Raw genomic sequence first — 15,016 nt, 5'->3', positions numbered from 1 at the left:
CGTGACGACCAGCGCCGTCGAGGTCGACGGGATCTCGAAGCACTTCCGGCTCCGGCACACCCACTCACTGAAGGAGAGCGTGGTGTGGGCCCTGCAGGGTCGGGCCCGACGTGATGACTTCACGGCCCTGCACCACCTCGACCTCACCATCAACCAGGGGGAGACGGTGGCCCTCCTGGGCCGCAACGGGTCCGGCAAGTCGACCCTGCTGAAGCTCATGGCTGGTGTCATGGCTCCCGACAGCGGACAGGTCCGCGTGCGGGGTCGGCTGGCCGGTCTGCTCGAGGTCGGAGCCGGCTTCCACCCTGACCTCACTGGTCGGGAGAACGTGTACCTCAACGCCTCCATCCTGGGGGTGGAGCGCGCGCAGATCGCGGCCCGGTTCGACGACATCGTGGACTTCGCCGACATCGGCCCCTTCCTCGACACCCAGGTCCGCTTCTACTCGTCGGGGATGTTCCTCCGGCTCGCTTTTGCGGTGGCTGTGCACACCGAACCCGACGTCTTCCTGGTCGACGAGATCCTCGCCGTGGGTGACGAGGCATTCCGGGCCAAGTGCCTCGATCGCATTGCCCGACTGAGCGCCGAGGGTCGCACCCTCGTCGTGGTCAGCCACGACCTGCCGCTGGTCGAACGGCTGTGCACCAGGGGCGTGGTCCTCGACAGTGGTCGCGTCCTGGCCGATGGCCCGGTGAGCGCCGCGGTCGAGACCATGCGGGTCCGCGGTTGACCGGCTGGGCCGACGCAGCGCCAGCAGTGCTCGCGGCCGCCTGCGTCCTCGTCCTTCCCGGCCTCCTGGTCGCCCTCGCGGCAGGGTTGCGCGGGAACGCGGCTCTCGGGATGGCGTCGCCCCTGTCGGTGACGACTGTGGCGCTCACGGCAGTCGTGTGCGAACTCGTGGGCGTCCCCTTTGGCGTGCCGGCGGTAGCCGTTGCGACGACGGCCGCGGCCGCCGCGGTTCTCCTCGCAGCGCGCCTGCTCCCCGCGGGTAGGACGCGCGCGACCGCGCGGCTCCAGACCGGGCACCTCGGGACCGGGCACCTCGGGACCAGGCACCTCGGGAGCGAGCGCTTCGCGACGGCGTCAGGCATCGCCGGGGCAGCGATCGGGGGGACGTGCGCCGCGGTTGCCGTCGTTCGTGGGATCGGCCGACCTGAGGTCTTCCCGCAGACCTTCGACGCCCTCTTTCACCTGAGCGCGGTCTGGCGGGTGCTGCACACCGGGGACGCATCGTCGTTGACGTTGGGCAGCGTGTCGGCGCCAGGGCATTCGGCCGCCTTCTACCCAGCCGCGTGGCATGACGTCGTGGCCCTGGTGGCCCAGGTCTCGGGAGCCCACGTGGTGGTGGCGGTGAACTGCGTCTCGATCGCGATCGCAACCGTCGTCTGGCCGCTCGGATGCGTGTTCCTCGCACGTCAGCTCGTCGGGGATCGTCCCGGCGTGCTGTTCGCCGCTGGGGTGCTGTCCGCCGCCTTCGGTGCCTCGCCGTACCTTCTTCTGTCCTACGGCACGTTGTGGCCCAACGCCCTCGCGAACGCCCTGTTGCCCTCGGTACTCGCCTGCGGGGTGGCTGTCCTGCTCCCCAGGTCACCGCGGGACCTTGACGGGCTCGACGGCATGCGCGCCCTGGCCCTGGGAGCAGCAACGCTCCCGGGCGTCGCGCTCGCGCATCCCAACGCGGTGCCCAGTGCGATGCTCTACCTCACCGTGATGGCCCTGGCGGCTCTGGGCAGATGGGGCCTCGGCGACGGGGCCGGTCCTCGGAGACGGCTGACGGCCGCGGGTGCGGCCTCGGCCCTGGTCGGGGCGGACCTCTGGTTCGTGGCGTTCTCACCCGTCTTCGCGGCGACGCGCGGCACCAGCTGGCCAGCGCGGCAGACGCTCGCCCAGGCGGCAGGCGAGTGGGCCCTCGCAGCTCCGATGAGGAGTCCGGTCCCGTGGCTCGCCGCCACCCTGGTCCTCCTGGGCTGTGCCGTCGCCTCGCGAAAGCCACGCCTGCGCTGGCTGGTCCTCGCCCATGCCGCGGCCGGAGCGGCGTTCGTCCTCGTGTCCGGCAGCGACGGCAGGCTCGCCCGCGCCCTCAGCGGCCCCTGGTACGACGACTCGTTCCGCTTCGCAGGGCTTCTCGGCATCACCGCTGTGCCACTCGCGGCAGTCGGCCTCGAGTGGTGCGCGACCGCCGGCGTCATTGCGGTCGGCCGGGCCACGCCGCGCGCGCGCCGCTTGACGCCGCAGGCCGTCGTCGGTCCGATGGCCCTGGTCCTGGCCGCGCTCACCATGGGGATGTATGCCGGTGCGAACGGCCGTGTTGTCGGCAACTGGTACCACGGACAGTCCCTGGCGGGACCAGCGGAGAGGTCGATGCTCGTGCGCCTGCCGCAGCTGGTGCCGTCAGACGTGCGGATAGCGGGCAACCCGTGGAACGGTTCGCCCCTGGCGGCCCCTCTCGGCAACCGCGCGACCGTGTTTCCACACGTGGGCGGGGCGTGGGACCCAGACCGGCTGCTGCTGGCCAAGAGCCTGAACGAGGCGGCCGAGAGCCCGGCCGTGTGCGCTGCGGTGCATCGACTCGACGTCAGCTACGTGATCGACGGACCGATCGAGTTCTGGAAGGGCGACCGCCGGCAGACCCGCTATCCAGGGCTGGAGGTCGAGGGCCACCCAGGTTTTGTGCCGGTTGCCTCCGGGGGAAGACTGACGCTCTACCGGGTGACGGCCTGCTCCTGAGCCCGGCGATCAGGTTCGCGAGCCGTCTTCGGGCCAGAGCTGAGGGCTCCGATGGACTGGCTCTTGCGCGCGGGACGAGACCGGAGGAACCTACGCTTCATGTCCGGGGTTGACGAGGCACAAGCCCTCGAGCACGTACGTGAAACGCTCGCCTCTCGGTTTCCCACGGTGGACCCGATGACAGTGAAGTCCGTTGTCATCGAGGTCCATGCCTCGCTCGATGGCCCCGTTCGAGATTACGTGCCGCTCCTCGTCGAGCGGGCGAGTATGGATCGCCTTCGCGCCCTGACGTCCGGCTCCTCGTCCCCTGCGCGAGCACGTCAGGCCCGGGGCGAGCTCACCTCAGCCTGAGCCACCGGGCTGACGCGGAAGTCGCACTGATGCGCCTGGTTGCCCCGATCCAGGATGCCGTGGTCCGGCCCGGTCAGGTCCGTTACGTCATTTGAGCGAGTACGAGACCGCTCTGGCGGAATATCATGCATTTGCCAGCGAACGTGGATGTTGACGTTCACTGGACTTCCGGACCGGCATGAGGGGGTTCCGATGGCCGGGATGCGCCTTCAGCTGCTGCAGGGGTTCGTCCTGCACGATGCCGACGCTCGCATCGGCCTGCCTCAGGGCATGCAGCGGCTCGTGGCGTTCCTCGCGCTCAAGGGTCCGGCACATCGTTGCGTGGTAGCCGGCACCCTGTGGCCCGAGGTTCCCGAATGCCAGGCGCTGGCCAGCCTGCGCACGAGCATCTGGCGGATGAACCGCATCCTGCCAGGGTCGATCGCCCAGGAGGGGATGTCCCTCACGACCGCACAGACCATGACGGTCGACAGTCGGCAACAGGAATGGTTCGTGACTCGGCTGCTGCGCGAGCAGGTCATCGACGAGCAGTGGATCTCAGAGCGACTCGAGATCCTGTGGCCCGGCGAGCTCCTGCCCGGGTGGTACGACGACTGGATCGTGCTCGAGAGGGAACGGCTCAGCCAGCTCCGCCTGCGCGCCCTGGAGCACACGGCCGTGGTGATGGCGCGAAGCCACCGCCGGGCGACGGCGCTCCAGCTCGCCCTCGAAGCCGTGCGTGCAGAACCGTTGCGTGAGACCGCGAACGCTGCCCTGATCGAGGTGTACCTGTTGGAGGGCAACGTCATCGACGCCGTGAACCAGTACGAGTCGTTTCGAGGACGTCTGCAGCGTGAGCTGGGGGTTGAGCCGTCCCCCGCCCTGCGAATCGGGCTGCCGCGCGGTCAAGTCCGCCGTTCAACGACTTCGACGGTCACGCTGTAGCGGGCAATTGCCCCGGTGTCGTCCTCGTCCTCTTCCCATTCGTGTCGGAGGACGAACCTGAGCGTGGCGACGCCCGTCGACAAGGCCGCCAGACGGAACTCCCGCGCTCCACCTCGTCCGAAGACGGGCTCGGCGGGCAACGGCTCCGACAGAGTCCGTGCGTACCCGTCGTCGACCATCCCGACGACGCCGCCCACCCCAGTAACCGTCCAGCGGTACCCGGTCGTCGGGTTCTCCTCCAGCACCACGACGAGCTCGTCGCCGAGCTCGACGACGATGCTGCGCCCGTCGTCAACCGCCCCCAGCTCGATCTGCGCCATCTGCCCTATCGCTTGGACGCTCTCGGCTTGGCCCGGGACCTGGGTGCCGTCTCGTCATCGGCCTCCGTGGCCGCCGACACCGCGGCTTGCAGGTCGTCCACCGACAGCGGTGCGGGAGCGCCGCCCGGTGCGCCGCCGCCGCCGACTCCCGCCAGGGACGGGTCGTCGGAAGGTGGCGGGGCGGCAGCCGCGCTGCCCGCGCTCAGCTGTTCGACGGGCATCGGCGTGGGCAGGGCGTCGCCGGAGGACGTGACCTCGCCACGAGCCCCGGCCAACTCCGCCGGTTCGAGCGGGGACGGGGTCTCGCCGGTCCCGGCCGCTTGGAGATCCTCGAGCGCGGCGGGGGCTGGTCCTGCACCCGTGTCGGCCGTGGCCATCGAGGTCGACTCGACCTGCCCGGCGCCGACGCTGATCGTGATGGTGACTTCGGAGCTCACGACGAATCCTTCCGATGCGTCAGGGCATACCTCACAGGTACGCCTGCACGATGTTGCCGCTACCGTCTCGGACGACGTATGCCTGTCGGTTGTTCGCCTTGGCAGCCGTCAGGATGAGGAACACGTTGGTCACGCCGTCGGCGCTACCCGTGAGGATACGGTGCCAGGCGTTGGTCCCGGCAAGATGCGCCCACGCGTTCTGTGCGTCTCGGCTGGCATAGACCTGATTGATGTTCGTCCACATGAAACCCATTCCTCCTCAGTCTCGTAAGCCTTTCGCGGCCTACAGGTACACCTGGTAGATCTGTGAGCCGTCCACGAGCACGGTCACCGTCAGGTTCTTGGCGGCCGCCTCGGTCAGGACTGCGTGCACGTTCGTGACCCCGTCGGCCGCACCGGGCTGGATACGACGCCACCCGAGCCCCGGGAAGTGTGCCCACGCGTTCTGTGCGTCCCGGCTGGCGTACACCTGGGTCACCTTGGTGCTCTGGTACACCGGGCCGACGCTCACGTCAGCGGAGTAGAAGGACCAGCTCGAGTCGATGAGGAGATCGGTTTGCCCGTATCCAATCCGGCCGAAGCCCTGGGCTCCCCACGTGGTGCCCCAGCTGTTCTTGACGATCCAGCACTGCTGGTTGTCGTCGTAACCCACCACGCAGATGCAGTGGTAGCCAGGAGGGTTCAGCCTCGTGGCGGCGGAGGACTTCACGTACACCGACGTCCCGTTGTAGGCGAAGAAGTCGCTCCACACCTCCAGCCCCGCGAGGACCGGACCTTTGGCTACGGCCTCCTTGCGCGCCGCCATGGTTCCGTAGCCGGTGAAACCGGAGATCTTGGTCAGGCGGTTCTGCCAGTCGCTGCACCGGCTGGCCCCGCAGTTCATGTTCTGCGGTTGGTAGGGCATGCATGCCTCGTCGGTGACCCCGGTGCTCTGCGCGAACGACAAACCTGAGGTCAGACCCCAGCCGTTACAGCTACCACCGCCGCAGAACTGCAGGAACGCCTCGGACAGGTCGATCGCGTAGGCCGGGTTGTTCAGCTTGATGCGGACTCCGGACTCGATCACGGCACAGGTGCAGAACGAGACGCAGGAACCACAGCCGCCCTGGTTCTTCACCGAGGTCACGTACCCCCCGGTTCGCCAGTCGACCGCGGTCGGAGCACCGACTCCTGCCCCGAAAGCCGACATCTCCTGCGCCGCGTAGCCCTGGGTTTCCGCCTCCAAGGCGGCCATCTCCTCGGGAGTGACGATGACCCCAAGGTAACCGCGCCGCTCCTCCGTGGACATCTCTGTCAGGAAGTTCTCCTCAGCCTGCCAGGAGAGACCATCTGCTTTGATCGCGGCCTGAATCTGACTAACAGTTGGTTCGTTCTTCGCCATGTCCCACCTCACACGGGTACGTCGGTCGACTGTCAGTCAACGAGACGGGCCGTCACGGAGGCGTCACTCCTGCGTCAACCCGTTTTCCGAGATCCCGGGCGGGGTTGTCGGCGCAGCCCTCAAGGGTGCGCTGTTGTGCAGGTCAAGGGGTGCCGAAGGCGGGACTTGAACCCGCACGCCCTTTCGAGCAGAGCATTTTGAGTGCTCCGTGTCTGCCATTCCACCACTTCGGCGCGGCCACGTCAGCGGCCTCCGAAAGGATAGCGGTGAGCACGCGGCATACCGAACGTGGCCGTGGCCTGTCGTGGGTCGGCAGGCCGTGCCCCCGCACCACGTCAGTCGGCGAGGTCCTCGTAGGCCGGTGCCACCTTGTTGATGGCGTCACCCATCTTGTGCACGCGCAACGCGTTGGTGGACCCAGGGATGCCGGGAGGCGATCCCGCGACGATGACGACGAGGTCCCCCTCCTTGGCGCGACCGGACGCGAGCAGCGACTTGTCGACCTGCTGGGCCATCTGGTCGGTGTGCCTGGCCATCGGGACGAGGTAGGTCTCGATGCCCCAGGCCAGCGCGAGTCGAGAGCGGGTGTGTGGCTCCGGGGTGAAGGCGAGCATGGGGATCCGCGGGCGGATGCGGGACATCCGCTTGGCCGTGTCGCCGGACTGGCTGAAGGTGATGAGGAACTTGGCGCCGAGCAGCTCACCGATCTCGACGGCAGCCGCAGCCACAGCGCCGCCCATCGTGTGCGGCTTGGTGCCGAGCGGTCGGATCCGCTCGAGGCCGTGCTCCTCGGTGCTCTCGATGATCCGGGCCATGGTCTGCACGGCGATGATCGGGTAGGCGCCGACGCTGGTCTCCCCCGACAGCATCAGGGCGTCCGCGCCGTCGAGGACGGCGTTGGCGGCGTCGGAGGCCTCGGCGCGGGTGGGGCGCGGGTTCTCGATCATCGACTCGAGGACCTGGGTGGCGACGATGACCGGCTTGGCATTGCGCCTCGCGATCTCGATGGCTTCCTTCTGGACGATCGGCACCTCTTCGAGCGGCAGCTCGACGCCGAGGTCGCCACGGGCCACCATCACACCGTCGAAGGCCTCGATGATCTCGACGAGGTTGTCGACGGCCTGCGGCTTCTCGATCTTGGCGATGACCGGCAACCGGACGCCGACCTCGTCCATCACGGCGTGGACGTCGTCGAGGTCGGCAGCCGAGCGCACGAAGGACAGCGCGATCATGTCGGCGCGCAGCCCGAGGGCCCAGCGCAGGTCTTCCTTGTCCTTCTCGGACATCGCCGGCACCGAGACCGCGACGCCAGGCAGGTTGATGCCCTTGTTGTTGGACACCATGCCGCCCACGGTCACCATGCAGCGGACGTCGGTGTCGGTGACCTCAACGGCCTGCAGGGCGACCTTGCCGTCGTCGATCAGCAGCGCGTCGCCAGGACTCACGTCACCCGGAAGACCCTTGTAGGTCGTGCCGACCTCTGCCTGCGACCCGTCGACCTCACGCGTCGTGATGGTGAACTCGGCGCCGTTGACCAGCTCGACCGGACCATCCTTGAACCGCGTGGTGCGGATCTTGGGACCCTGGAGGTCGACCAGGATGCCGACCGCGTGACCAGTCTCGTCGCTGGCCTTGCGGATCTCCTCGTAGATCTTCTCGTGGTCGGCGTACTCGCCGTGGGAGAGGTTGAGCCGGGCCACGTCCATGCCCGCCTCGACGAGCGCGCGGATGCGCTCGGGAGAGGAAACTGCGGGGCCGAGGGTGCAGACAATTTTGGCGCGACGCATGGCAACGACCCTATCGGTCAGCAACCCCCGAACGTGACCCCGGTCACCCTGCGGACACCCCACAGCGGAGGTATGCCGCGTTGCGACCGAGCCTCAGACGACCAGGGGGCGGTCGCTCGGGTTGATGGGACGTGGCAAGGCGGTGCCACCCGTGAGGAATCGGTCGACTCCTGCTGCGGCCGACCGACCTTCGGCGATGGCCCACACGATGAGTGACTGTCCACGACCGGCGTCACCGGCGACGAAGACACCGGGCACCGAAGACATGAAGTCCTTGTCGCGCTTGACGTTCGAGCGCTCGTCGAGCTCGACCTCGAGCTGCTCGACGACACCGGGGCCCTCTGGTCCGAGGAAGCCCATGGCCAGCAGGATCAGCTGGGCAGGAAGGACTCGCTCCGTGCCCTCGACCTCCTCGAAACCCTTGTCGCCCATGCGCACGTCGACGACCCGGATGCCGGACACCTTGCCGTCCTCGCCGAGGACCTCCTTGGTGGACGCGGCATACACGCGGTCGCCGCCCTCCTCGTGCGCGGAGGCGACGCGGAAGATCATCGGGTAGGTAGGCCACGGCTGGCCCGCCACGCGCTCCTCCCCCGGCTGCGGCAAGATCTCGAGGCTGGTGACCGAGCGAGCACCCTGGCGGTGGGAGGTGCCGATGCAGTCGGCCCCGGTGTCGCCGCCGCCGATGACGATGACGTCCTTGCCCTCGGCGGTGACCTGTCCCTCGACGGTTTCACCGAGCGCCACCCGGTTGGCGGGCGGCAGGAAGTCCATCGCCTGCATCACGCCGTCGAGCTCGCGGCCGGGGACCGGCAGGTCACGCGGCACCGTCGCACCGATGGCGAGGACCACGGCGTCGTAGCGGTCGCGCAGCTGCTTGCCGGTGACGTCGCCGCCGACGTCGACCCCGCTGCGGAAGCGGGTGCCCTCGGCCTCCATCTGGGCGATCCGGCGGTCGAGGACGGACTTCTCCATCTTGAACTCGGGGATGCCGTAGCGCAGCAGCCCACCAGGCTTGTCGGCGCGCTCGTAGACCGCGACCGTGTGGCCGGCGCGGGTGAGCTGCTGGGCAGCGGCCAGACCGGCTGGACCCGAGCCGACCACGGCGACCGTCTTGCCCGAGAGGCGTTCGGGGGCCTGGGGCTGGACGTAGCCGGCGTCGAAGGCGCGGTCGATCGTCGTGACCTCGATCTGCTTGATGGTCACGGCAGGCTGGTTGATGCCGAGGACACAGGCCGTCTCACACGGAGCCGGGCAGAGCCGACCGGTGAACTCGGGGAAGTTGTTGGTGGCGTGCAGCCGTTCGATGGCCTCGCGCCAGTCGCCCTTCCAGGCCAGGTCGTTCCACTCGGGGATGAGGTTGCCCAGCGGACATCCGCTGTGGCAGAACGGGATCCCGCAGTCCATGCAGCGACCGGCCTGGCGCTGCAGCTGTCCGAGCTCCTGCTCCTCGTAGACCTCTTTCCAGTCCCGGATGCGCACGGGCACGGGTCGGCGGGCCGGCAGCTCGCGCTCACGTGTCTTGAGAAAGCCCTGGGGGTCAGCCACGGGAAGCCTCCATGATCCGCTCCCAGACCTCGGAGCCGTTGACGTCGAGTCCCTCCGCCTCAGCGGCGGCGCGCACGTCCAGGACGCGCTGGTAGTCGCGCGGAAGGACCAGGGTGAAGCGCGTCCTTGCGCTGTCCCACTCCTCCAGCAGCCTTGCGGCGACGGGCGATTCGGTCCACTCGACGTGCTTGCCCAGCAGCTCGCGCACGACCGTCTCGTCGTCGGGCCGCAGGGCGGACAGGTCGACGAGCTCGGTGTTGACCCGCCCGGGGTCGAGGTCCAGCACGTAGGCAACTCCCCCGGACATTCCGGCGGCGAAGTTGCGACCGGTGGGCCCGAGCACGAGGACCGTGCCGCCCGTCATGTACTCGCAGCCGTGGTCGCCGACACCTTCGACGACAGCGGTGGCTCCGGAGTTGCGCACGCAGAAGCGCTCGCCCACGAGGCCGCGCAGGTAGAGCTCACCGGTGGTGGCGCCGTAGCCGATCACGTTGCCGGCAATGACGTTTGCCTCGGCCTGGAGCGGGGCCGCGCGGTCGGGACGGACCACGATCCGGCCACCGGAGAGGCCCTTGCCGACGTAGTCGTTGGCGTCCCCGACCAGGCGCAGGGTGACCCCGCGCGGGACGAACGCACCGAGCGACTGACCGGCCGAACCCCTGAGGGTGAGGTTGATCGTGTCGTCGGGCAGACCCTCCGGGTAGGCCTTCGTGACCTCGTGACCGAGCAGCGTGCCGATCGTCCGGTTGACGTTGCGGACCGCGACGTCACCCGTGACCCGGGTGCCGTCGTTGAGGGCCTCGCGGGCGATGGTGATGAGGTGGTGGTCGAGCGCCTTCTCGAGCCCGTGGTCCTGGGTCGTGGTGTTGCGCCGGGCCGAGCCGTCAGGACTTTCGACGTCGGTGAAGATCGGCGAGAGGTCGAGGCCGGCTGCCTTCCAGTGGTTGACCGCGCGAGTCGCGTCGATCGCCGAGACCTGGCCGATCGCCTCCTCGATGCTCTTGAAGCCGAGGGCCGCCAGGTGCTCGCGGACCTCCTCGGCGACGTACTCGAAGAAGGTCTCGACGAACTCGGGCTTGCCCGAGAACCGGGACCGCAGCTCGGGGTTCTGGGTCGCGATGCCGACCGGACACGTGTCCAGGTGGCAGACCCGCATCATGATGCAGCCGCTCACGACCAGCGGTGCCGTGGCGAAGCCGAACTCCTCTGCGCCGAGGAGTGCGGCGATGATGACGTCACGACCGGTCTTGAGCTGACCGTCGCACTGGACGACGATGCGGTCGCGCAACCCGTTGAGCACCAGCGTCTGCTGCGTCTCGGCGAGCCCGATCTCCCAGGGCCCACCGGCGTGCTTGAGGGAGGTGAGCGGCGAGGCGCCCGTCCCGCCGTCGTGACCGGAGATGAGCACGACGTCGGAGTGCGCCTTGGAGACGCCGGCCGCGACGGTGCCGACACCGATCTCCGACACGAGCTTGACGTGGATCCGGGCCTCGGGGTTGGCGTTCTTGAGATCGTGGATCAGCTGGGCAAGGTCCTCGATCGAGTAGATGTCGTGGTGCGGCGGCGGACTGATCAGGCCGACACCCGGCGTCGAGTGCCGCGTCGTGGCGATCCACGGGTAGACCTTGTGACCGGGCAGCTGCCCGCCCTCGCCGGGCTTGGCGCCCTGGGCCATCTTGATCTGGATGTCGCCGGACTTCGTGAGGTAGAGCGACGTGACCCCGAAGCGGCCGGAGGCCACCTGCTTGATCGTCGACCGACGCTCCGGGTCCATCAACCGGTCGACGTCCTCGCCGCCCTCGCCCGTGTTGGAACGACCACCGAGCCGGTTCATGGCGATCGCCAGCGTCTCGTGGGCTTCCTGGCTGATCGAGCCGTAGGACATCGCCCCGGTGTTGAACCGCTTGACGATCTCGCTGACCGGCTCGACCTCGTCGATCGAGATGGCGGGGCGCGGCGACGCCCCTCCGAGCGTGAACAGGCCGCGCAGCGTCATCAGCCGCTCGGACTGCTCGTCGATGCGCTCGGTGTACTGCTTGAAGATGTCGTAGCGCCGCTGCCGCGTCGAGTGCTGCAGCCGGAACACGGTGTCGGGGTCGAAGAGGTGCGGCTCACCTTCGCGCCGCCACTGGTACTCGCCGCCGACGCCGAGCTTGCGGTGCGGCAGTCGCACCCCGTCCGGCGGGTATGCCGCGGCGTGCCGGGCCGCGGTCTCCGCGGCGAGGACGTCGAGGCCGACTCCGCCCAGCTGGCTCACGGTGCCCGTGAAGTAGCGGTCGACGAGCTCCTGGGACAGGCCGAGGGCCTCGAAGACCTGGGCGCCGCGGTAGGACGCGACGGTCGAGATGCCCATCTTGGACATCACCTTGAGCACGCCCTTGCCGAGGGCCTTGATGAGGTTCTTGACGGCTTGCTCAGAGGTGACGCCGTCGATTGCGCCGGAGCGGACGAGGTCCTCCACCGACTCCATGGCGAGGTAGGGGTTGACGGCCGCCGCGCCGTACCCGACGAGGAGTGCGACGTGGTGGACCTCGCGGACGTCTCCCGCCTCGACGACCAGGCCCACGAGGGTGCGGGTCTTCTCGCGGATGAGGTGGTGGTGGACTGCGGAGGTCAGCAGCAGCGACGGGATGGGGGCGTAGTCGCGCCCTGAGTCGCGGTCGGAGAGCACGACGAACCGGGCACCCTCGGCGATCGCCGCGGACACCTCACCGAAGATCTCCTCGAGGCGCGCCGTCATCGCGGCCGCGCCACCGGTGACGTCGTAGAGCCCGCGCACCACGTGGGTGGCGTAGCCGGGCAGGTCGCCGTCGGCGTTGACGTGGACGATCTTGGCCAGCTGGTCGTTGTCGATCACGGGGAACGGCAGAACGACCTGGCGGGAGTGGGCCGGCCCGGCCGCCAGGGCGTTGCCCTCGGGCCCGATGACGGTGCCGAGCGAGGTGACCAGCTCCTCGCGGATGGCGTCCAGCGGCGGGTTGGTGACCTGGGCGAAGAGCTGGGTGAAGTAGTCGAAGACCAGGCGGGGGCGGTCCGACAGCACCGCGATCGGGGTGTCGGTGCCCATCGAACCGAGGGCCTCTCCCCCGGTGCGGGCCATCGGGGTGAGCAGGATCTTGAGCTCCTCCTGCGTGTAGCCGAAGGTCTGCTGGCGGCGGGCGACCGACGCCGCCGTGTGCACGATGTGCTCGCGCTCGGGGAGGTCGTCGAGGTGGATCAGGCCCGCGTGCAGCCACTCGTCATAGGGGTGCTGGGCGGCGAGCTGGGACTTCACCTCGTCGTCGGAGACGATGCGGCCGTGCTCGGTGTCGACCAGGAACATACGTCCGGGCTGGAGGCGGCCCTTGCGGACCACCCGGGTCGGGTCGAGGTCCAGGACCCCGGACTCCGAAGCCAGCACGACGAGCCCGTCGTCGGTCACCGAGTAGCGGCCCGGGCGCAGTCCGTTGCGGTCGAGCACTGCGCCGATGAGCGAGCCGTCCGTGAACGTCACGCAGGCGGGACCGTCCCACGGCTCCATGAAGGTCGAGTGGAACTCGTAGAAGGCCCGGCGGGCGGGGTCCATCTCCTCGTTGTTCTCCCACGCCTCCGGGATCATCATGAGGACGGCGTGGGGCAGGGGGCGGCCACCGAGGTGCAGCAGCTCGAGCGCCTCATCGAAGGACGCCGAGTCGGACGCCTCCGGGGTGCAGATGGGGAACAGCCGCTCGAGGTCCCCGGGGATGACGTCGGAGACCAGCTGGCTTTCCCGCGCGCTCATCCAGTTGCGATTGCCCTTAACGGTGTTGATCTCACCGTTGTGCGCGATCAGCCGGTAGGGGTGCGCCAGCGGCCAGCTGGGGAACGTGTTGGTCGAGAAGCGCGAGTGGACCAGCGCGAGCTGGGTCTCGAACCGCCGGTCGGACAGGTCGGGGAAGAACGGCTCGAGCTGGCCGGTGGTGAGCATGCCCTTGTAGACCAGCGTGCGACACGACAGGGACGGGAAGTAGACGTCGGTCTCACGCTCGGCCCTCTTGCGCAGGCAGAACGCCAGGCGGTCCAGGCCGAGGCCGACCATCCGACCCACGGCCGCCGAGACGAACAGCTGGCGGAAGAACGGCATGCAGTCGCGCGCTGCCTGGCCGACCAGCTCCGCGGCCACCGGCACGTCGCGCCAGCCGAGGACGGTCAGCCCCTCCTCAACGGCCAGCTCCTCGATCCGGGCCTCGACCCGGGCACGCTCGGCCTCGTCGCCGGGCAGGAACGCGATGCCCACGGCATACGCACCCTGGACGGGGAGGTCGAAGTCCACCACCGCACGCAGGAAGGCGTCCGGGACCTGCGTGAGGATGCCGGCGCCGTCGCCCACGAGCGGGTCGGCGCCGGTGGCGCCGCGGTGGTCGAGGTTGCGCAGCGCGGTGAGGGCGTGGTCGACGATGTCGTGCCCTGCGCTCCCCCGCATCGTCGCCACGAGGGCGACCCCGCAGGCGTCGTGCTCGAACTCGCGGCGGTAGAGGCCCGTGTCGGCGGGCTGGGCGGAGAAGCGCGCAGAGGTCACGTTCGGGTCACCGTCCTTGGGGGGAGAAGTGCGTTGTGGAACCCAAGTTGGGCACACCAGGTCACGCGCGTGGACGGCCTTGGCCACGGCTGCAGGAAGGATAGCCCGAGTGCCGTTTGTCCCGCCATGTGAGCCGCCTCATTCCGTATGCTGAGACGTCGCCTCACGCGGAACGGCCACCTCGCGGCGCCTCCCGAACCACACGATGGCCACGCCTATCAGGAAGACCAGGATGCTCGTCCACACGTTGACGCGCGCGCCGAGGATTGTGTGCGCGGGGTCGCTGCGCATCAGCTCGAAGACGATCCGGCCCAACGGGTACCCCACCACGTAGAGGCCGAACAGCTGTCCCTTGCGCAGCGCCCAGCGGCGGTCTGCGAACACCAGCACCAGGGCGAGCAGGAGGCACCACAGCGACTCGTAGAGGAACGTGGGCTGGTAGGTGCCGAGCACCACGGCCTTGCCGCTCGCGTCCCGCACCGCGTGACCGGCGGACTGGTCCCACTCGTGGATGGTCAGGCCCCACGGGACGTCGGTCGCGCGGCCGTAGAGCTCGTTGTTGAACCAGTTGCCCCACCGGCCGAGGGCCTGGGCCACGGCCACCCCGGGGGCAGCGGCGTCGATGTAGTCGAGGAACGGGACGCCGTGGCGACGTGCCCCTATCCAGCCCCCCAGTGCTCCGAGGGCGATGGCGCCCCAGATGCCGAGCCCACCCTCCCAGATGTAGAGCGCCTTGAGCGGGTGGCCGCCCTCGCCGAAGTACGGGTCCGGGGTCGTGATGACGTGGTAGAGCCGGCCACCGATGATGCCGAAGGGGACCGCCCAGGCGGAGATGTCGACGGCTTTCTCCGTGGCGTGACCGCGGTCGACGAGCCGCCGACCCGTGATCCAGACGGCCACGACGATCCCCGCGAGGATGCACAGGGCATAGGCCCGGATCGGGAACGGGCCGAGGTGCCACACTCCCGAGGTCGGGCTGGGCAGGTAGTAGGGCACCACTGGAG

General features: G+C 69.1%; 12 protein-coding genes and 1 tRNA gene. 4 read left to right on the top strand and 9 right to left on the bottom strand.

All coding sequences use genetic code 11. The features are described from left to right. Position 1 precedes the first annotated feature (1 nt). The 4 genes from AC1DWP_RS01965 (at position 2) to AC1DWP_RS01950 (ending at position 4,002) form a co-directional block, all read left to right on the top strand. Positions 2 to 730 carry an ABC transporter ATP-binding protein gene (locus tag AC1DWP_RS01965; protein ID WP_477612766.1) on the top strand — a complete coding sequence of 243 codons (729 nt, stop codon included), beginning with the start codon at positions 2 to 4 and terminating at the stop codon, positions 728 to 730. Further along, positions 727 to 2,727 (top strand): DUF6541 family protein, encoded by a 2,001-nt coding sequence (locus tag AC1DWP_RS01960; protein ID WP_477612765.1) that lies wholly within the window; start codon positions 727 to 729, stop codon positions 2,725 to 2,727. The genes AC1DWP_RS01965 and AC1DWP_RS01960 overlap by 4 nt, the downstream gene beginning before the upstream one ends. 51 nt (positions 2,728 to 2,778) lie before the next feature. Further along, positions 2,779 to 3,078 (top strand): three-helix bundle dimerization domain-containing protein, encoded by a 300-nt coding sequence (locus AC1DWP_RS01955; RefSeq protein ID WP_477612764.1) that lies wholly within the window; start codon positions 2,779 to 2,781, stop codon positions 3,076 to 3,078. A 192-nt stretch (positions 3,079 to 3,270) separates the two neighbouring features. Beyond that, positions 3,271 to 4,002, top strand: coding sequence for an AfsR/SARP family transcriptional regulator (locus tag AC1DWP_RS01950; protein ID WP_477612763.1), 732 nt, complete (start codon positions 3,271 to 3,273; stop codon positions 4,000 to 4,002). Here AC1DWP_RS01950 and AC1DWP_RS01945 read toward each other — a convergent pair. From AC1DWP_RS01945 to lgt, 9 genes are all read right to left on the bottom strand, one after another. After that, complete coding sequence (locus tag AC1DWP_RS01945) at positions 3,963 to 4,322, bottom strand: protease inhibitor I42 family protein (RefSeq protein WP_477612762.1); 360 nt, start codon at positions 4,320 to 4,322, stop codon at positions 3,963 to 3,965. The two genes, AC1DWP_RS01950 and AC1DWP_RS01945, sit on opposite strands and share 40 nt — an antisense overlap. 5 nt (positions 4,323 to 4,327) lie before the next feature. Beyond that, a complete protein-coding gene (locus AC1DWP_RS01940; RefSeq protein WP_477612761.1) occupies positions 4,328 to 4,759 on the bottom strand; it encodes a hypothetical protein in 432 nt (143 codons plus the stop codon). Positions 4,760 to 4,790: 31 nt separating this feature from the next. Further along, positions 4,791 to 5,003, bottom strand: a complete 213-nt coding sequence (locus AC1DWP_RS01935) for a hypothetical protein (RefSeq protein ID WP_477612760.1) — start codon at positions 5,001 to 5,003, stop codon at positions 4,791 to 4,793. A 39-nt stretch (positions 5,004 to 5,042) separates the two neighbouring features. Continuing rightward, positions 5,043 to 6,047: a C1 family peptidase gene (locus tag AC1DWP_RS01930; RefSeq protein WP_477612759.1), complete on the bottom strand. Its 1,005-nt coding sequence runs from the start codon at positions 6,045 to 6,047 to the stop codon at positions 5,043 to 5,045. A gap of 243 nt (positions 6,048 to 6,290) precedes the next feature. Beyond that, positions 6,291 to 6,373, bottom strand: a tRNA-Leu gene (locus AC1DWP_RS01925). A 102-nt stretch (positions 6,374 to 6,475) separates the two neighbouring features. Then, positions 6,476 to 7,927 carry a pyruvate kinase gene (pyk, locus tag AC1DWP_RS01920; protein WP_477612758.1) on the bottom strand — a complete coding sequence of 484 codons (1,452 nt, stop codon included), beginning with the start codon at positions 7,925 to 7,927 and terminating at the stop codon, positions 6,476 to 6,478. Between the two features lie 93 nt (positions 7,928 to 8,020). Beyond that, positions 8,021 to 9,475 carry a glutamate synthase subunit beta gene (locus AC1DWP_RS01915; RefSeq protein WP_477612757.1) on the bottom strand — a complete coding sequence of 485 codons (1,455 nt, stop codon included), beginning with the start codon at positions 9,473 to 9,475 and terminating at the stop codon, positions 8,021 to 8,023. Then, positions 9,468 to 14,012: a glutamate synthase large subunit gene (gltB, locus tag AC1DWP_RS01910; protein ID WP_477612756.1), complete on the bottom strand. Its 4,545-nt coding sequence runs from the start codon at positions 14,010 to 14,012 to the stop codon at positions 9,468 to 9,470. Before gltB ends, AC1DWP_RS01915 begins: the two co-directional genes overlap by 8 nt. Before the next feature lie 138 nt (positions 14,013 to 14,150). Beyond that, positions 14,151 to 15,011, bottom strand: coding sequence for a prolipoprotein diacylglyceryl transferase (gene lgt, locus AC1DWP_RS01905; protein ID WP_477612755.1), 861 nt, complete (start codon positions 15,009 to 15,011; stop codon positions 14,151 to 14,153). Positions 15,012 to 15,016 lie beyond the last annotated feature (5 nt).

This window comes from Pedococcus sp. P2_F6 (assembly GCF_056403675.1).
The sequence above is the reverse complement of the archived record's forward strand: the minus strand, read 5'-3'. Positions and strand labels throughout refer to the sequence as shown.

Excerpts from the sequence above, each read along its gene's own strand:
- AC1DWP_RS01955 (WP_477612764.1), top strand. The coding sequence starts at position 2,779 with ATGGACTGGCTCTTGCGCGCGGGACGAGACCGGAGGAACCTACGCTTC.
- AC1DWP_RS01950 (WP_477612763.1), top strand. The coding sequence starts at position 3,271 with ATGGCCGGGATGCGCCTTCAGCTGCTGCAGGGGTTCGTCCTGCACGAT.
- AC1DWP_RS01945 (WP_477612762.1), bottom strand. The coding sequence starts at position 4,322 with ATGGCGCAGATCGAGCTGGGGGCGGTTGACGACGGGCGCAGCATCGTC.
- AC1DWP_RS01935 (WP_477612760.1), bottom strand. The coding sequence starts at position 5,003 with ATGTGGACGAACATCAATCAGGTCTATGCCAGCCGAGACGCACAGAAC.
- AC1DWP_RS01930 (WP_477612759.1), bottom strand. The coding sequence starts at position 6,047 with ATGTCCACGGAGGAGCGGCGCGGTTACCTTGGGGTCATCGTCACTCCC.
- pyk (WP_477612758.1), bottom strand. The coding sequence starts at position 7,927 with ATGCGTCGCGCCAAAATTGTCTGCACCCTCGGCCCCGCAGTTTCCTCT.